The sequence below is a fragment of the Psychrosphaera aquimarina genome (assembly GCF_032461525.1).
In the GTDB taxonomy this organism is placed as follows: Bacteria; Pseudomonadota; Gammaproteobacteria; order Enterobacterales; family Alteromonadaceae; genus Psychrosphaera; species Psychrosphaera aquimarina.
The window spans coordinates 386017-404984 of the sequence record NZ_JAWCUA010000003.1 but is presented as its reverse complement, the minus strand read 5'-3'; the positions used below and the strand labels follow the sequence as shown (position 1 = coordinate 404984).

Sequence of the window (18968 nt, the reverse complement as noted above, 5' to 3'; positions counted from 1 at the left end):
CACTTTTAGCTACTACAGTTCCTCCCATTTACTTAAGCCATATTTAGTGGCGCTTTTTTTATAATAAAGCGCCATTATCAAACCAAATAATATGCCAGTAAAAATACTCGTACCTACCACATTAAATATCGGTAAGCGCTGTGTGCTCCAAGTCGTAAACCACATTAACAACCCCCAAATTACACCAAAGAAAATTGCTGAAAAAGCAAAGTTATTAATAAAGCTATTGTAATGCACTGGCTTGATTTTAAGCCCTAACTTTCTTAACAGGATAAATAATGGCGGGTTATAGTTAGACTCGCGCATACCTGTGTTTGCTAATTCCACTTGGGCTTTTTCTAGTTTTGATTGATATGACATTTGAGATCTCATTACTTAAAAGTGAAAAAGGGACAAGCCATGCTTATCCCTTTGTATATTAATCCACAATTACTTAACTGGATTACCAGCCGTATCCAATATAATGGCTTTGCCTAAACCAAGTTCATTAACACGTTCAAGCTGTGTTGCGGCATCACCCACAATAAGGTAAATCATCTTGTCTGGGTTCATGTATTTAGCCACGGTTTGCTGTGCTTGTTCTATGGTCATATTAGCTAATGTTGCTTGTTGTTTAGCGACATAATCTTTAGGTAAGTCGTAACTGCTAATGTTTTGTAATACACCCATTAGGCTGTCTGTAGTCTCAAATGCGCGGGCGTTTGAGCGTGACAAGACTGACTTGGTATTGGTCAAAGCTTCCTCGTCAAAACCTTGGTTGTAATTAGTCATTATTTCTCTAAAGGTTTGTAAAGATTCTAATGTCACATTTGAACGTACACTTGAGCTTGCAGTGAATACACCCCCTAAGTTTTTACGATTTACACCAGAATATGCACCATAGGTATAGCCTTTTTGCAGGCGTAATATTTGGAATAACTGACCTGAGAAACTGCCACCTAAGTTATGATTAACAGCAACTAGAGGATAATAATCATCTGAATTTGCAACCATAGCGCGAGCCCCAATTTTAATGAACGACTGTTTAGCCCCCGGTACATCTACAAAGTAAACTTGGGCTTTTTCATTAAGCGTTGCAGCGGTCGTTGCTGGTAATTGAACATCACCGGCTTTTAACGTTTTAGCTAACGGAGCTAAGCTTGCGGTTACTTGTTGTTGGGCTACGTCACCTGCAACATGAACACTGGTTAAGTTAGCTACTATGTTATTGTTGTAAAACGCTTTAACGTCATCCAAGGTTATATTGTTCACGCTTTCCACTGTGCCGGAAATAGGCGAAGACAACATGTTTTCGCCACCATACATTAATTTGTTATACACAATGTTAGAGATAGCGCCTGGGTTACCTTGAGCTTGTTGAATTTGTGCAATAGTTTCGTTTTTAATACGTGTCCATTCTGACTCGTCCCAACGTGGTTGCAATAACATCTCTTGCGCTAACGCCATCACTTCTGTGAAATTAGCAGCTAAGGTATTACCGGTTAATGTTAAATATTCATCACTGGTTGTGAAACGAATGTCTGCCCCTAACTCACCTAAGGCTTTTTCAAGCTGTTGCGGCGTTTTCGTTGCAGTGCCTTCCATCATCATGCTTGTGACTAAATTAGCGGTACCCACTTTGTCTTTCGTGTCTAAAGCATGACCACCTAAAATACGGATAGAGAAGGAAACTAACGGTAACTCAGTATGTTCAATACCTAAAACTTGCACACCATTGTCTAATTTAGATGTCCAAACATCAGGTAAAGTAATTGTCGGTGACTTACCAAACTTAGGTTTTACTGAACGATCAAATGCAGACTTAGTTTCAGCTACTGGCGGTAATGCTTCCGTTGATTCCATCCCAAGGTTTTGTTCTGCACCTTGAACCACTTGTTCTTCAACAACGTCTGCTTTGGTTGCATCACTTAACGCCAGTTCTTTTTGCCCTTTTGGCACAAAGCTAGTAGCAACATAATTTTTACCATTTATGTATTTATTAAATACATTCATGATGTCGTCACGAGTCACGCTTTTGTAACGCTCAATTTCTGTTGTGATTAAGTTTGGATCACCAGCAAACTCATTGTATGTCGCTAATGAAGAGGCTTTATTAAAGACGCTGGTTAGGTTGTTATAAAATGCTTTTTCTTGGCGCGTAATAATTCGAGCAAGCTGTTCGTCGCTAAAACCTTCTTTTGCAAAACGGGTTAATGCTTTATCTAAGCTGGCTTTTACATCGTCTAATTTTGTACCGTTAAAGGCTCTAGCACTGATACCAAAGGTACCCGCAATTTCACCGATATACGCATACGCACTGACCGACGGCGCTAACTTATCTTGTTCTACTATAGTTTGGTAAAGCACACTGTCTTTGCCATCGTTTAATACTTCTGCCAATAACTCTAATGCATAAGCATCCGCTTGATATTGCTCAACTGCTGGAAAAGTAACGGTTAATTCAGGTAATTGTGCAAAGTTATCTTCATGATACAAAGACACACTTTGCGCTAATTTTGCAGGCATTGGCGGTAATGCCTCTACTTCTGGTTGAGGTTGTAACTCACCAAAGTATTTTTCAATCCACTCTTTGGTTTGTACACCTTCAAAATCACCGGCCAAAACCAGTGTTGCGTTATTTACGCCATACCACTTTTGATAGAAGTCACGCACATCTTGTAAGGTGGCGTTTTGTAAGTCTTCTAAACTACCAATAACACTCCAGCTATATGGGTGACCTTCTGGATACATAGCTTCCATAACAACTGAATTTGTATGGCCATAAGGTCTGTTGTCTACGCTTTGGCGCTTTTCATTTTTAACAACTTGTTTTTCGTTTTCCAAGCCTTCTTTGGTCACGGTATTGATGAAGTAACCCATACGGTCAGACTCCATCCATAAGATTTGTTCTAAGCCATCATTTGGAACCACTTCATAATAAATAGTCCCGTCTTGCCAAGTACCACCATTTAGAGTGCCACCCATATTGCCGATGTTTTGGATAAACTTACCAGCTCCAACATTGGTGGAGTTTTGGAACAGCATATGTTCAAAAAAGTGCGCAAAACCAGTTTTACCAGGCAGTTCACGATTTGAACCAACATGATAAACAATCGCAACGGCAACAACTGGGTCTGACTTATCTTGGTGTAAAACCACATCAAGGCCATTTTTAAGTTGATACTTTTCTATGTTAAGCGCTTTGCTTTCTTTGGTTGAGCTTGTGGTAGGAGTTGATGATTCTGGGTTGGTGCAAGCTGTCATAGTGACGGCAATAGCGACCATAGTTAAAACACGCTTTATAGATTTCACGAGCATCCCTTATTTTGAAATTGCAGTTTTAAAATTGCGATTATTGTAATTTGCGAATTATTGAAGCTGACTGACATACATTAGTCGTTTTATTCTTATTATCCGTACCACTTTAAAAGTATGCATCAACAAAAACAATAAATTAGTTTAAAAAGAATCTAACAAGAGGTGTGGAGATTATCTTACTTAAGGGTTAAGAAATGACGTCGAGTAACTTATCTATTTCAAGTTCTGAATAAACTTTGATCCCATTTTTATTTAGTAATTCCGCGGTAACACCTTGACCGGCAATTAACGTTTTATCAAATTGACCATTATATATTTGATGATTACCACAGCTTGGGCTTTTTGCTTTTAATAAGGCAATCTTAATATTGTGTTGCTGACAAAGCGTTAATGCTTTTTGCGCACCTAGTTCAAACTCAGTGGTTACGTCTTGTCCGTTAACGGTCATGATCTTGTCTTGTTGTCGCTCAGCGGGGTCTCTTGGTGTAGGTAAACCACCCGCTTGTTCAGGGCAAATGATAACGAGGCGATTTTGCTGTTGTAATTGTTGTAACCATGTTATTTCTTTCAGAGGCACACTTTTACCGTCGTATCTTACCGGATAACCCAATAAACATGCTGACACTAACACTTTGTCTGTCATAACCCACTCTGTTTGTTATTTATAAAAAAGGACTGAACATTTTACCAACAGCCTTTATAATACCTCTGATTTTAAAAGGATATGAGAAAAATAATGAGTTTATCTGTTGTAATTTTAGCTGCCGGTAAAGGCACACGTATGAGATCTAGCTTACCTAAGGTGTTACACCCTGTTGCACACAAACCTATGGTGCAACATGTCATCGATGCGGCCACAGAATTGCAGTCAGAAAACATTAGCTTAGTGTATGGTCACGGCGGTGAACAACTGCAACAAACATTAAGCCATAATAAAGTGCATTGGGCATTACAAGCTGAGCAATTAGGCACAGGTCATGCGGTAAAAGTCGCCGACGAATATATGCCAGATTCAGACACTATTCTTATTTTGTACGGTGACGTACCGCTTATTCAAACCTCGACATTAGAACGTTTATTAGCGGTAAAACCTGAACAAGGCATTGCTTTGTTAACGGTTAAACTAGATAACCCAACCGGTTATGGCCGTATTGTCCGTGAAAATGGCAAAGTGGTTGGTATCGTTGAACAAAAAGACGCTAACCCAGAACAGTTACAAATTGATGAAGTAAACACTGGCATCATGGCGGTGAATGGCGATTTATTAAAACAGTGGTTATCCAACTTATCCAGCGACAATGCGCAAGGCGAATATTATTTAACTGATGTTATCGCTATGGCGCACAACGCCGGTTTTGCAATTGAAACGGCACACCCTGAAACAGGAATTGAAGTAGAAGGGGCCAATAACCGTGTTCAACTTGCTACGTTAGAACGTGAATACCAACGTCGTGCCGTTGAAACCTTAATGTTATCAGGTGCGTCAATGCGTGATCCTGCCAGAGTGGATGTAAGAGGCGATGTAACCGTTGGACAAGATGTTGAAGTAGACGTCAACGTTATCTTTGAAGGCACCGTTGTGATTGGCAACAATGTAAAAATTGGTCCTAACAACGTACTTAAAGATTGCACTATTGGTGACGGAGCAGTCATTGAAGCGAATTGTTTAATCGATCAAGCGCAAGTGGGTGAATTAGCTCAAATTGGCCCTTTTGCTCGCTTACGTCCAGCCGCCATTGTCGGCAATAACGCGAAAGTCGGCAACTTTGTTGAAATGAAAAAATCCACCTTAGGTGAAGGATCAAAAGCAAATCACTTCTCTTATTTAGGTGATGCCATTATCGGACGTGGCGTTAACATAGGTGCTGGCGTGATCACGGCAAACTATGATGGTGTAAATAAGTTTCAAACTGAAATCAAAGACAACGCATTTATTGGCACTAATTCAACATTAGTAGCGCCTATTTGCATTGAAGAAAATGGCTTTGTGGCGGCAGGCTCAACCGTCACTAAAGGCGTTGGTGAAAATGGATTAGCTATCGCTCGTGGTAAACAACGTAATATCGAAGGCTGGAAACGCCCAACTAAAGATTAATGAATAAGCACTTCATTGTTCAATAATTTAAAGCGCTGATATATCGGCGCTTTTTGCTTTCTGGTATTACCTTTAACAATTTACAAAAAATTTTTATCAAGACTGATAACTTGTTCTACATTTAATTCGTTGTTGTTTTGTATAAATTAATAAATTTAAGGAAATGTGATGGCGAATAACCCAGTTGGTTGGTTTGAGATATATGTGGATGAAATGGCGAGAGCCAAAGCTTTTTATGAGTCCGTCTTTAATGTCAGTTTCGAAGTATTAAGCGATCCCACCAATACAGGCACTGAAATGTTGGCGTTTCCATCGAATATGGAAGAATACGGTGTTTCAGGTGCTTTAGTTAAAATGGATGGTTTTTCGGCTGGCGGTAATAGCACCATCATTTATTTTTCATGTGAAGATTGTGCAGTTGAAGAAGCCAACGTTGTGGCTGCCGGAGGTAAAATTCAGCAACCTAAAATGGCGATTGGTGAATTTGGTTTCTGTACATTAGCGATAGATACAGAAGGCAATATGATAGGTTTACATTCAATGGCATAACCTTTGGAGTTAAAATATCGATATGTATCAACTAGTTTGGTACTAAAATGATAACTGAATAAATATCATATAAAGCGAGACTAGTTGGTTAGTCTCGCTTTTTTCGTTAAGGTAGCCCACTTTATTGTTAAGGAACGATTATGAAAATATCAATAGAGACGTTAGTAAATGCATCATTAGAAAATGTATGGTCAGCTTGGGTTACTCCCAATGATATCGTTCAATGGAACTTTGCCTCTGACGATTGGATTTGTCCTAAAGCAAATATTGAACTAGTTGTGGGTGGTAAATTCAATTACCGAATGGAAGCCAAAGACGGTTCATTTGGTTTTGATTTCGAGGGACGCTTTACCTCAATAATTTTTCATGAACAAATAGAGTATGTGTTAGACGATGACCGAAAAGTGCTGGTTACTTTCACTCAAACTAATGAAGGTGTGAAGTTAGTTGAGACTTTTGAAGCTGAAAGTGAAAACTCAGGTGAGCAACAAAAACAAGGTTGGTTATCTATCTTAAATAACTTTAAACAACATGTAGAGCAAACGCGCGTTTAAGCCGCTTGCTCTTGAGCAATTTGAATGATTTTTGTCAGCTCTTGTTGTGCATCTTGATTGGTTTGGTTGTTAACATCTTGACCATTAAGCTCCGAATATAAGTTAACCACTTCTCCCACAATGATCAGCGCAGGGGAGCCAATGTTATGGCTTTGCACGAGCTCATCTAAAGTCGCTAATGTACCAATCACAACACGTTGGTCGGGTCTTGTGCCTTTTTCTATAATGGCTACTGGCGTATCAGCAGCACGGCCATGTTTTATCAATTGATGTTTGATTTCAGGGCTTTGAATGATGCCCATATATATCACTAAGGTTTGATTCGTACTGGCTAATGACTGCCAATTGGTATCTGACTGCGCATTGGCGTCAGTCGATTTTTTAAGATGACCCGTCACAAACTGTAAAGATTGTGCGTAGTCTCTATGGGTTAATGGGATACCGACCGCAGCAGAACAAGCTGCCGCGGCGGTAATACCAGGAACCACCTGATAAGGGATATTATGTTTCGATAATAACTGTGCTTCTTCTCCGCCACGACCATAGATATAAGGATCACCGCCTTTTAAGCGACAAACCACTTTTCCTTGGTTGGCTAAATCCACCAGCAGCTGATTGATTTGATCTTGTGGTAGGGTGTGATTACCCGCTTTTTTACCCACAGAAATATATTCTGCATCGGTACGACATAAGGTTAATATTTCGTCGGTGATCAAATAATCATAAACAATGACATCTGCCGCTTGCATCACTCGTAACGCTTTAATGGTTAATAAATCAGGATCGCCAGGACCTCCTCCAACTAAATACACTCGTGTATTTACTCTAGGCAGGTTAACTTTATTACCAGCATTGCTGTTGAGTGATATAGAAACGGGTACATTGTTCATTTTAAATACCTCCACCTTCTACATTTTCATGTAGACCACACTCACGAGTCAGACCAAAAAATCGTGTTTCTTCTTCCGTCATGCCCGGTTCTAACTTGCGTGTTGTTTGTTTATCACCAACAGATACATACCCTTGCTCCCATAACGGATGATAAGGTAAGTCATGTTTTTGCAAATAATCGTAAATGTCTTTGTTAGACCATTCCAAAATAGGATGCACTTTAATGACAGGTTTATGGTTACCACGAATAAAACTGTATTCAGCAATGGTCTTATTAGCTCGACTAGAAGATTGACCCGCACGAATACCACTGAACCAAGTACCTACATCCAATTCTTCAAGAGCACGATTCATAGGTTCAACTTTGTTGATAAGGTTGTATTGCTTTAATCCCGCTTCACCTTTAGTCCATAACTGACCAAATTTCGCTTCTTGCCAAGCTGGAGTTAATTCAGCGCGATAGACTTTTAAGTTTAAGTTTAATCGTTCAGTTAACTGGTCGATAAATTGATACGTTTCATCAAATAAATAACCCGTATCCGTTAATATCACAGGAATATCCGGTTTTACTTGCGTTACCATATGTAACATCACGGCAGCTTGAATACCAAAGCTAGATGACAAGGTGATTGTTTGAGGTAAGTTTTCAACTACCCAAGCAACACGTTGCTCTGCCGTTAATGGTGCAAGCTGTTGATTAATTTGCTCAATATTGGCCACCAACCCAGGTTTGTCACCTGAGTTTTGATTTTTTATAGCTGTGGCTGTTGTCATGTTTATTTCCTAAAGGGCTGTATCAGCCCCAAATTGTTAGGCATGGAAGTCTGTTTTAGAGACTTTTACTTCGGCAACGATTCCTTTACGGATCACAAAATCCCCAAAACATTCATGCTCATTGTTCTCAAGCGTTAAACGTTCTTTAGCCCAAGCACCAATTAATTCGTCCAGTGCTGGCAAATACACATCTTCACCAACATTGTCTAAATACAACTTAGGGACACGCGTCCCCTCACGGTTACCACCTAAATACACATTGTATTTACCTGGCCCTTTACCTACTAAGCCAATTTCTGCCAGCATGGCGCGACCACAACCGTTTGGGCAACCAACAACACGTAAAATAATGTCGTCATTGGCTATATCGTGTTTCGCTAAAATCGCCTCGGTTTTCTCAATCAAACTTGGTAAGTAACGTTCCGCTTCTGCCATGGCTAATGGGCATGTTGGTAGAGATACACAGGCCATTGAGTTTTTACGTTGTTCACTATGGTTGTCATCTATCAAACCATGTTCGCGAGCGATTTTTTCAATTTCAGCTTTTTGTTCTGCCGGCACACCTGCAATAATTAAATTTTGGTTTGCCGTCATGCGGAAATCACCTTGATGGATTTCAGCAATTTTACGACAACCGGTTTTTAACGCTTTGTCTGGGTAATCTAAAATACGGCCGTTTTGAATAAATACAGTTAAATGATGTTTACCATCAATACCGTCTACCCAACCAATGCGGTCCCCACGATGAGTAAATGCATATGGGCGGCTTGGTTCGAACTTCACACCAGCACGTTTTTCAACTTCAGCTTTAAATGATTCAACACCAAATGAATCTAATGTGTATTTAGTTTTTGCATTTTTACGGTTAGAACGATTACCCCAATCACGTTGTACAGAGACAACATGTTCAGCCACAGCCAAAGTATGTTCAGCCGGAATAAAGCCAAAGTCGTCAGCTTTACGCGGATATGTGTTTACATCTCCATGCGTCATGGCTAAACCACCACCCACTAAAACGTTAAAGCCGATTAACTTGCCGTTTTCAGCAATAGCTACAAAGTTTAAATCGTTAGCGTGAATATCCACTTCGTTATCCGGTGGAATAGTCACAGTGGTTTTGAACTTACGTGGTAAGTAAGTAGAACCTAAAATTGGCTCTTCTGTTTTTGATTCAGTGCTTTCTGATCTTTCGCCGTTTAACCAAATCTCTGCATACGCTCTGGTTTTTGGTAACAAATGTTCAGATATCTTAGTTGCCCACTCATACGCTTCTTGGTGCAATTCTGATTCCACTGGGTTGGCAGTACAAAGTACGTTTCGGTTTACGTCACCCGCCGTTGCAATTGAGTCAATGCCGACACTATTTAATAGTTGGTGCATGCCTTTGATATTTGGTTTTAATACACCATGGAATTGAAACGTTTGACGCGTAGTTAAACGAATACTGCCGTACATGGTTTTATCTTCTGCAAACTTATCGATAGCCAACCATTGATGTGGCTTAATCACGCCACCTGGCATACGAGCACGTAACATCACATTGTGTAATGGTTCTAATTTTTGCTTAGCACGTTCAGAACGTATATCACGGTCGTCTTGTTGGTACATACCGTGGAAACGGATCAACTGGAAGTTATCAGCGGTAAAACCACCGGTTAATTGATCATCAAGATCCGCTTCAATGGTGCCTCGTAAAAAGTTACTTTGCGTTTTTAAACGCTCGTTATCAGCAAACTTTGCATCTGGATCGTGTTTACTGTTTTTCTTAAATTCTGAATTATTGCTCACGTTTTTTCCTAAATTCTAATCGACTATTAATAAACGTCTTTTTGATAGCGGTTAGCGCTACGTAAATCTTTTAAGTATTGCTCTGCTTGTTCTTCGTTTTTACCACCAAAGGTTGTTACGATTTCAAGCAGCACTTGATGTACGTCTTTTGCCATACGGTTTGCGTCACCACAAATATAGAAATGAGCGCCTTTTTCTAACCAAGCAAATACTTGCTCGCCTTGCTCACGTAAGCGGTCTTGCACATATACTTTTTCAGCTTGATCACGGCTAAAGGCAAGGTCAATCTTGGTTAATAATCCAGATTTAACATAACCTTGCAGTTCAACTTGATATAAGAAGTCTTGAGTAAAGTGTGGATTGCCAAAGAATAGCCAGTTTTCACCTTCCGCTTCACGTGCATCACGTTCTTGTAAAAATGCTCTGAACGGCGCAATGCCAGTACCAGGGCCAACCATGATCACAGGTGTATTATTGTCCACCGGTAAACGGAAATTATCGTTGTGTTCAACAAATACTTTGATAGACGTCCCTTCTTCGGCACGACGAGCTAAGTAACCAGAACAGCCACCTAAATGTTCACTATCAAACGCATCAAACTCAACTAAACCAATCGTTAAATGAACTTCTTCTTCAACTTCAGCTTGGCTAGAAGCTATTGAATATAAACGAGCTTGTAACTTGCGAGCACAATCAACCAATACTTGAGCGTCTAATTTAGCTGGATTTTGGGCGATAACATCAAATATTTGTCGTGCTTCAATGTATTCACGTAATGTCGCTTTATCTTCAGTCAAAGCAAGTAATTGTTTGTTGTTGGTTGCACTTGCGTACTTTTCAACAAAGCCAGGATAAGACTGAGTAAGTTCTAATTTTTCTATCAACGCTTGACGAACGGTTAATGTTTCTTGACCAACGGTAACCTGTTCATCACCTTGAAGCCCCGTTTGAGCTAAAGCAGCATCGACTAATGTCTCATCATTAAGGAAGTAAACACCAAGTGCATCACCTGGTTGGTAAGTGATACCTGATTCTTCTAATGAGATTTCAACATGGCGTACGTCTTTAGTTGAATCACGGCCGGTGATCTTTTGTGAAAGACTTAACTCTGCAGCAAATGGGTTTTGTTTATTATATTGACTACTATTCGCATGTGCAGCGGCAAAACCGCTCATTGGAATAACTTGCGCACCCGCTTGATTATTAGATTTAAATTCAGGTTCAAAGGCTTCAACAGCACCAGAAATCCACTGTGTCGCTTGCTCTTCATAATCAACATCAAGTTCAGCACGGGTAACAAGGGTATCTGCGCCTAATGCGTTAAATCGTTGTTCAAAATCTATTGCCGTTTGGCAGAAAAATTCATAACTGGTATCACCCAAACCAATCACCGCAACTTTAACGCCGTTTAATTTTGGTGCTTTTTTAGAAGCTAAAAATGCGTGTAAGTTTTCCGCATCTTCTGGTGGTTCACCTTCTCCGTAAGTAGAAACGGCAACCACAATGAATTTTTCTTTTTTAAGTTGGCTAGTTTTATAGTCCGACATATTAACTAACTTAACAGTGATGCCTTTAGCTTCAGCTTGTTCTTTTAGTTGATTGGCAACGCCTTTAGCATTACCCGTTTGCGAACCATATAATATGGTTAATACCGACGCTTCATTTGCCTGTGGAGCTAAACTCGTAGTTTGAGCACTTGGCATCGCTGCATTAGCACTTGCTGCCAAATAGCCACTCACCCAAGCTTGTTGAACTGGGTTAAGTTGTGCGACCAAGGTTTGCAGGTCCGTCACTTGTTGTGCAGATAACGGAGAGGCAATTTGATTTAGTTGTTGTACGAGTTGAACCGGACTCATGTTATTAAACCATCTATTTACAAAGTAAACGGATTGTAGAAGTCTAGTTATATTCGATAAAGTATCTAAATGCTTATATGTATTCCATTTGGTTATATATCTAATTACCCCCTTTAAAATCAAGCGTGTAGTAACTTTCAAGCCAGATATGACTTTTTACTATGAGATAGATCTTTTTAGGTTTACCCTGTTTTTAACAAAGAAGATCACATTTAAAGATAAGAGCGACCGTTAAGATTGGATAATAATAACTCCCCTAAATTATCAACTGAAAACCAGATCACAAAATACTTAATTGTATTTAACCCTTTACCTAATAAAAAACGACAAACCATAATTGATCTGGTCAAACACAGATTAATACAAAAAAATATGGCATTTGATCTTTATCCGACCGATGCACTATTAAGAGTCAATCAATGTTATTTTGAGACCAATATTCATCAATATACAGATGTTATTGTGATTGGTGGTGATGGGACTTTACATTGTGTGGTCAACAGCTTGCCCATTGGCACTGACATAAATGTGGGACTCATTCCTGCGGGTACTGGAAATGATTTTGCCAGAATGTGGTATGGCCGTAAAAACAAAAACATACCCTACATATTGGATGTAGTGACTGCCAATACCGTACAAACGATAAGTTTAGGTAAATGTGTGTTTAATGAAAAATATGAACACAACCAATATCAGCATCAACGCTTATTTCATAATGTAATGGGGACAGGCTTTGATAGCCAATTGTCCAAGGCATTAAGGCATAACAAAGGCACGTTCAAAGGATTAAGTTACTTATTAGCTGCGGTTAAGAATGTGCCATTTTATCGAGAAAGAGCATCCAGCTTTGTGATTGACGGTATTCATCAAAAATATGAAAACTTGATCACCGCCTTTGCCAATGGCCAATACTTTGGGGGAGGATTAAAAGTTGCACCTAAAGCCAATCCTTTATCCAACCAATTAGACATAGTGCAAGTTGGAAAACACCCTTTATTGGTTAAGCTTAAATTGATCTCTTTGTTATGTGTGGGTAAACATTTAACAGCACAACAAGTAACGTATACCACTACGGATAAAGTATCGGTTATTGATTCTGTTGGATTAGATCTACAAGCGGATGGGGAATATATAGGTCAATCACCGTGTGAAATATCGGTTATTGATAATGCGCTGAGAATGAAAAGATAATACGTAAGCTGATTAAGCTTACGTATTATTAATTATCAATTGATATACAAATTAGAAACTAACAACAATAGTTGCTGATGTTTCAGTATCTGTTTTTTCAAGACCTGGTGCTACGTCTGAGTCGTTTGTTAACGCGAAACCAAACTTCATTTGCATTGCGTTATTGATGCTTGATACTAATGCAGACTCAGCCACGGTTCTTGTATTAAACTCAGCCGCTTCAACACTGACATTTTGTTCAAACTTTGCACTTTCAGATATCTGCCACGTTAACGCTAAAGAACTTCTGATGATCGCGCCGCTTTCTACAACACCATCTTGTGTTTCACTTTCTGTGAAACCCGGACCGGCATTGACGTCTAACGTTAAATTCTCTTTATCAATTGCTCTAAAGCTGTAACCGCCTGCAACTGTTGTGTACCCTTTATAAGCGCTAAATTTAGTATTTTTATAACTACCAAATACGAAAGCCGCAGAGTGTTCACCTAAAGTATAATCACCTTGACCAGTTAAAGAGTATTGATCAGCCGTCGTTTGAGATTCTTTATTACCGTCAGCATTCACAACTTCATCTTCTTTTACCAAAGTATTAAACGTGTATTTGTTTTTCCATTTATTTAATTGGTGTGATGCAGAGATTTTTGTAAATAATGAAGAAGATTCCGTATTACCAGTAGTAATTAATGCGCCTAATTCAGCTGAAACGACCCATGTGTCGGCAGCGTCTTCTGCCATAGCGCCAAATGATAATAAAGAAGTCGCTACTGCTGTGACTAGTAATTTGGTTTTCATAAAATACCTATATTTAATTGTAAAATTTTAAAAAGATTAGCGTAATAACCATAGCTAAGAATAACGTATTATCAGCAAATGAATGTAAATTAAGTAAAAATATCCAATGCTTAATTAAAAGTTCACCACTAAAGTGACCGATGTTTGAGTATTAATGTGTGCAAGTGTGTCATCCACATCATCATCAGAAGTGGCTTTATAACTGACTTTCATTTGCATTGAACCATGCAATTTAGCGGTTATAGAGCTTTCAATTATTGCACGTGTATTAATCTCAGAGGTTTCAATAGTGAACGTCTGAGTAAAACGGGTGTTACTATTGATGGTCCACTTATAAACACCAGAACCACGCAAAACCGGTGCGCTTTGCGTCGAGCCATCTTCTGACTCAATAAAAGTGAACCCAGGTGCAACATTGAGATCCAGTTTAATTAAACTACCGTCAATCGCCCTAAAGTTATAACCCAGTACCAGTGTTGAAATAGACGTGTATTGACCAAATCGGTCAAACTCATTACCCCAGAAAACGAGTGCTGACTTAGTCTCTGTTATCTTGTAATACGCCTCTGCATTTAATTTGTATTTTTCAGCGGAAGTCACGGTTTTACTTGTGTTCGTCTCGCTATCTATTTGAGCGTCTTGTTTATATAACGACTCAAAGGAATACTTATGACGCCAATTATTCATTTCATAATCAAGCGCCAATTTACTCAATATTGAGGTAGATTCTGCATTTCCTGTGGTAAATAGAGCACCTAATTCTGCAGATATATCCAATGTGGAGTCTGTTATTAATGGCTCCAATTCAAATGAATCACTTTCATCATACAAACGAGCAGACACAGTTGAAGCATTCAACAGAAAAATTAAGGCAGCAAAAAAGGTCACAAACTTCATAGGTTCGTCCAAAAAACACACAGGGAGTATAAGGCGCGCATTTTACATACAATTACGGCACTAGTGCAATTACTTTAGCCCAGTTATAACTATTGATTGTGAAGATTGGCTATATAGGGGAAAATCACCCTAAATTTGTTTATACAATCGGTATTTTTGTTTTATGGCTAACACACATTTTGATGTAATTATTATTGGCGCTGGCGCTGCAGGATTAATGTGTGCTGCACAAGCAGGGTATCGAGGACGAAACGTTCTTTTATTAGATCATGCCAAACAAGCGGGTAAAAAAATTCTTATCTCTGGTGGCGGACGCTGTAATTTCACCAATATGGATGTTGAACCTAACAACTACATTTGTAGTAATCCACACTTTGTAAAATCGGCACTTTCTCGTTATACCCAATGGGACTTTTTAGGGCTGATAGCCAAATATAATGTGCCTTACCATGAACGTGATTTTGGTCAGTTATTTTGTGACGACAGCGCCAAAGATATCGTTAATATATTAATCAGCGAATGCCAAGACGCAGGCGCAAAAATCCAATTACGCACCGACATACTTGGCATAGTGAAAACGGATAATGGATATAACGTTAACACCAATCAACTTGACTACACTTGTGAATCATTAGTGATTGCTAGCGGCGGATTGTCTATGCCTAAATTAGGCGCAACGCCGTTTGGTTATAAGGTGGCAGAACAATTTGGTTTATCTGTACTCCCAACTAGGGCAGGACTGGTTCCATTTACTTTGCATGATCATGACAAAGTAATTTACCAAGATTTATCAGGTATTAGTTTACCCACACGAGTGGAATCCAATGACGGCACTAGCTTTGCTGCCGATATATTGTTTACCCACCGTGGTTTATCGGGGCCTGTTATACTGCAAATATCTAACTATTGGTTGGCCGGTGAAGCAGTCAGTATCGACTTGTTACCTAACATAGACTTACCCACAGAGCTTAATCAACAAAGAGAAAACCATCCAAATCAAAGTGTTAAAAATACGTTAGCGTTATGGTTACCAAAACGTTTTGTTGAGGCATTAATAGAGTCCAAGCAGATAAACGACAAACCATTAAAACAACTGGAACATAAAGAGTTGGATGCATTGATAAACACCATTTCTCATTGGAAAATAAAACCCAATGGCACAGAGGGTTATAGAACCGCAGAGGTAACATTAGGTGGTCTGGACACAGATCAACTGTCATCAAAAACCATGGAATGCAAAAACGTAAAAGGCTTGTATTTTATTGGTGAAGTCACAGATGTCACCGGTTGGTTAGGCGGTTACAACTTCCAATGGGCTTGGGCATGCGGTTGGGCTGCAGGGCAGAGTGTTTAATGTAGTTTGCATTTATACAATAGATTACTCAGGTTAAAAGTATTGATTTTTTAGATGTTAGTTAAAGTGAACAAATGGAAAAAGGGAGGAAGTATAAAAGTTAAAATGATTATTCACGTCACCTCAAAAGCGGGATGGGATTGGTGAACGTGAAAACTATTCGCCTTGGTTACTTGTTCAAGACGTTGAAGGTGCACTTGCCACAGGTGATAAAATTAAAGACATTAAAGTAAACGACTCATAAGATTCAACAACGGAATCCAAAAATATTATTGGCTCCAAATGTTTTGTGATAAATTTCAACCTCTGGTTGCATGAGAAAAGTAGTTAAAATAATAAAAAATAAATTTAATCGAAGAATATAAAAAACATCAAACTGGCGAAATTGGGAATCTTACCTAGATTTAATACCTATTAAAGAAACAGATATAGTTTTAGATTTAGGATGTTCAGTTGGAAACGTATCACACCTACTCGCTAATAAAGTATCTCATGTAACGGGAATTGACCTTAACCCTGATTTCATTCAATTTTGTGATGAAAACAAATCATCTAATGAACAATATATCTGTTCAAATTTTTTAGATTTAGACTTCAGTAAATTGCCCTGTTTAACTGGTTTATTGGGAAGTTTTTCTCTGTCTTACTTAGCCGATCCAAAGCCATATTTAGACAAGGTTTATATGAAAATGGATAAAGGTAGCTGGATTGCACTATTAGATGTTTCATGCTTTATTTCTGGCAATATGAATAAACAGAGTAAGTTTTACGAAAAAGTTAGAAATTTTGAATTAGAGTCGTGTAAGTCAGGTGTATATGACTTTAACTTTGGAGCCAAGCTCAAACCACTACTTAATAAATCGGGGTTTAAAGTGATTCATTGTGATGAAAATGTTCATGATGTTGAACTGAACTTTAATGGCTGTGCTAAAGAGGAAGTGGTTGCAATTTGGAGAGCGAGGTTAAGCAGATTAGTTCTTCTTAAGCGGCTTCTAGATAGTGAATATTGTGAATTTGAACGAGAGTTTTTAGCCTTCATCAACTCTGATTCTCACGAACAACGTAATAGCCTACAATTTGTTGTTGCGATAAAGTGATTAATTGCGCAATTTAATAACAGCTTTTGGCAAAGTCAGTATTAAAGGTACTGTTACTAATGACCTCTATGGTGGCTTATTTGTCTGTCAAAATGAAGCTAGCTCAACGTTTAATTAACACTAAAAACAGCTCAGAAATCTATTTATGTTAATGTCCGCTATCGTATCAAAATGAATGTTGGGTGGAATTATTCTCATTTATTGACACCTACACATATTGGTAAAATATCCGGATAACGCCACGAAACAGTAACACAATATCTTCATAAAAATTTCTGCTTACCCTCTCAAATACACTCAACAATAAGGTTTTATAAGTCCTCTAATAAACTTCAGCTTTATCTAGCGTGGCGAGTATATAGGTGCCTTTAAATGTCTCTATTTATAATCAATAATCGACCCTCGAAACAGGCATTAAGAATGCGGCTTGCAGCGTATAATTGTCTTCATTTGTCATCTAATAAACTATTAACCAATCGTTAATTGCGTTGTTGGGTATCTAAGACGTTTCGTTCTAGGGCTAGCTAAAAAGTATGCCAGTGTTAACGGTCCTAAACGCCCAACAAACATTAGTAAAATTATTATAAACTCGCCAGCCCCAGATAGTGATGTGGTCAATCCTCTTGATAGTCCAACCGTGCCCAACGCTGAAACGGCTTCAAACACAACATCCAGAAAAGGGGCATCTTCGCTTAAAAGTAAGAAAAAAATCGAAATCCAAGTCATGCCAACCGAGATCATTGTCAGGGCAAGTGCTTTATAAACCGTTGTTTTTTCTATTTCCCGATTAAAAAGCGTTATCGCTTTATCTCTACGTAAGTAACTGTAAGTTGCTAAAATTAACACAATAAATGTGACTACTTTGATTCCACTTGCAGTACTCAGAGAGCCACCACCAATAAACATTAGTAACAACATTAATGCGGTTGTTGCATCTTCTAATTGTTCTATTGGTAACGTATTAAACCCAGCGGTTCTTGGTGTTACCGCTTGAAACCAAGCCGCTAGCCATTTCCCAGACTCAGAGAGGGGCTGTAATGTATTTGGGTTATTATATTCAATCCCATAAACCGCTAATATAGCAATGACATTGATAATTATAGTACCTAAAATCATGGTCTTACTATAAGGTGACAGTCTCTCCCAAGATCTAGATTTTAGTGCGTCTTGCCATATCGTAAAACCAAGTCCGCCTGCGATGAATAAACTTGTAATAGTTAAATTAACAATAGGATCGCCAACGTATGGCATTAAACTGTCAGGAGATAATGCAAACCCGGCATTATTAAACGCACTAATAGTATAAAAAAACCATGAAACAAGGCAGTTTCCCAACCTAGTTCACCTCTCCAATAGAGCGATAAAATTAAGAAGCCAATAAACTCAACCATGAACGAAAAATAAATAACTGATTTGGCAACACTAAATAAGGTTGATGTGTCTGTATGGTTAAATGCTTCTTTAGCAATAACTCTTTGTAGAAAGCCAATTTTACCACCAAGGGCAATTAGAGTAACAACAGCGAAAGTCATTAACCCAATGCCACCACACTGAATTAAAATGGCGATAATGGTTTGACCAAAAGTAGTAAATACACCACCCGTATCAACTACAGCCAAACCTGTAACTGTTACCGCAGAAGTTGCAGTAAATAAACTCTGTTCCCAACTAATAGGTGAAGACGTTGATATCGGCAGCATTAACAATAAAGTACCAATAACAATTAATATTGCAAAACTGCCTGCAAGTACAAATGGTGGAGCAGCATTAATTCTTTTGTTCGCTATTTTTTTCTAACTATATGCTGATGAGTGGGTTGCCATAAAATCATAA

At 38.7% G+C, this 18968-nt stretch carries 14 protein-coding genes and 2 pseudogenes; 6 read left to right on the top strand and 10 right to left on the bottom strand.

The window, feature by feature from the left end; genetic code table 11:
* Window positions 1–12: 12 nt before the first annotated feature.
* From RT723_RS05045 to RT723_RS05035, 3 genes are all read right to left on the bottom strand, one after another.
* The gene (locus RT723_RS05045; protein ID WP_315946117.1) at window positions 13–360 is read right to left on the bottom strand and encodes a DUF6404 family protein; all 348 of its coding nucleotides are present in this window, start codon (window positions 358–360) and stop codon (window positions 13–15) included.
* Between the two features lie 69 nt (window positions 361–429).
* Window positions 430–3291 (bottom strand): M16 family metallopeptidase, encoded by a 2862-nt coding sequence (locus RT723_RS05040; RefSeq protein WP_315946116.1) that lies wholly within the window; start codon window positions 3289–3291, stop codon window positions 430–432.
* A gap of 193 nt (window positions 3292–3484) precedes the next feature.
* Window positions 3485–3940, bottom strand: a complete 456-nt coding sequence (locus RT723_RS05035; RefSeq protein WP_315946115.1) for a 2-thiouracil desulfurase family protein — start codon at window positions 3938–3940, stop codon at window positions 3485–3487.
* Window positions 3941–4033: 93 nt separating this feature from the next.
* Here RT723_RS05035 and glmU point away from each other — a divergent pair, with 93 nt between their 5' ends.
* The 3 genes from glmU to RT723_RS05020 all read left to right on the top strand — a co-directional run bounded on the left by glmU (window position 4034) and on the right by RT723_RS05020 (window position 6495).
* Window positions 4034–5392, top strand: coding sequence for a bifunctional UDP-N-acetylglucosamine diphosphorylase/glucosamine-1-phosphate N-acetyltransferase GlmU (glmU, locus tag RT723_RS05030; protein WP_315946114.1), 1359 nt, complete (start codon window positions 4034–4036; stop codon window positions 5390–5392).
* 168 nt (window positions 5393–5560) lie between these two features.
* The gene (locus RT723_RS05025; protein ID WP_315946113.1) at window positions 5561–5941 is read left to right on the top strand and encodes a VOC family protein; all 381 of its coding nucleotides are present in this window, start codon (window positions 5561–5563) and stop codon (window positions 5939–5941) included.
* Between the two features lie 140 nt (window positions 5942–6081).
* Window positions 6082–6495 (top strand): SRPBCC family protein, encoded by a 414-nt coding sequence (locus RT723_RS05020; protein WP_315946112.1) that lies wholly within the window; start codon window positions 6082–6084, stop codon window positions 6493–6495.
* Here RT723_RS05020 and cobA read toward each other — a convergent pair.
* The 4 genes and pseudogenes from cobA to RT723_RS05000 all read right to left on the bottom strand — a co-directional run.
* A pseudogene (cobA, locus tag RT723_RS05015) lies at window positions 6492–7307 on the bottom strand (uroporphyrinogen-III C-methyltransferase); the annotation flags it as partial. The gene RT723_RS05020 and the pseudogene cobA overlap by 4 nt on opposite strands.
* Before the next feature lie 79 nt (window positions 7308–7386).
* Window positions 7387–8160, bottom strand: a complete 774-nt coding sequence (locus RT723_RS05010; RefSeq protein WP_315946111.1) for a phosphoadenylyl-sulfate reductase — start codon at window positions 8158–8160, stop codon at window positions 7387–7389.
* A gap of 36 nt (window positions 8161–8196) precedes the next feature.
* Entirely contained in the window at window positions 8197–9948 is a 1752-nt protein-coding gene (cysI, locus tag RT723_RS05005; protein WP_315946110.1) for an assimilatory sulfite reductase (NADPH) hemoprotein subunit, read from the bottom strand.
* A gap of 26 nt (window positions 9949–9974) precedes the next feature.
* On the bottom strand, window positions 9975–11804 hold the full coding sequence (locus tag RT723_RS05000) for an assimilatory sulfite reductase (NADPH) flavoprotein subunit (protein ID WP_315946109.1): 1830 nt from the start codon (window positions 11802–11804) through the stop codon (window positions 9975–9977).
* A 237-nt stretch (window positions 11805–12041) separates the two neighbouring features.
* Here RT723_RS05000 and RT723_RS04995 point away from each other — a divergent pair, with 237 nt between their 5' ends.
* Window positions 12042–12995, top strand: a complete 954-nt coding sequence (locus tag RT723_RS04995) for a diacylglycerol/lipid kinase family protein (RefSeq protein WP_315946108.1) — start codon at window positions 12042–12044, stop codon at window positions 12993–12995.
* A 51-nt stretch (window positions 12996–13046) separates the two neighbouring features.
* Here RT723_RS04995 and RT723_RS04990 read toward each other — a convergent pair whose 3' ends face one another.
* Together RT723_RS04990 and RT723_RS04985 are read right to left on the bottom strand one after the other, a co-directional pair.
* Window positions 13047–13787 carry a DUF481 domain-containing protein gene (locus RT723_RS04990; RefSeq protein ID WP_315946107.1) on the bottom strand — a complete coding sequence of 247 codons (741 nt, stop codon included), beginning with the start codon at window positions 13785–13787 and terminating at the stop codon, window positions 13047–13049.
* A gap of 114 nt (window positions 13788–13901) precedes the next feature.
* Window positions 13902–14684: a DUF481 domain-containing protein gene (locus RT723_RS04985; RefSeq protein WP_315946106.1), complete on the bottom strand. Its 783-nt coding sequence runs from the start codon at window positions 14682–14684 to the stop codon at window positions 13902–13904.
* A 163-nt stretch (window positions 14685–14847) separates the two neighbouring features.
* Here RT723_RS04985 and RT723_RS04980 point away from each other — a divergent pair, with 163 nt between their 5' ends.
* Both RT723_RS04980 and RT723_RS18020 read left to right on the top strand, forming a co-directional pair.
* A complete protein-coding gene (locus RT723_RS04980; RefSeq protein WP_315946105.1) occupies window positions 14848–16038 on the top strand; it encodes a BaiN/RdsA family NAD(P)/FAD-dependent oxidoreductase in 1191 nt (396 codons plus the stop codon).
* Window positions 16039–16445: 407 nt separating this feature from the next.
* Complete coding sequence (locus tag RT723_RS18020; protein ID WP_346432569.1) at window positions 16446–17135, top strand: methyltransferase domain-containing protein; 690 nt, start codon at window positions 16446–16448, stop codon at window positions 17133–17135.
* A 468-nt stretch (window positions 17136–17603) separates the two neighbouring features.
* Here the strand turns inward: RT723_RS18020 and RT723_RS04970 are convergent.
* A pseudogene (locus RT723_RS04970) lies at window positions 17604–18966 on the bottom strand (TrkH family potassium uptake protein).
* Between the last annotated feature and the right edge of the window lie 2 nt (window positions 18967–18968).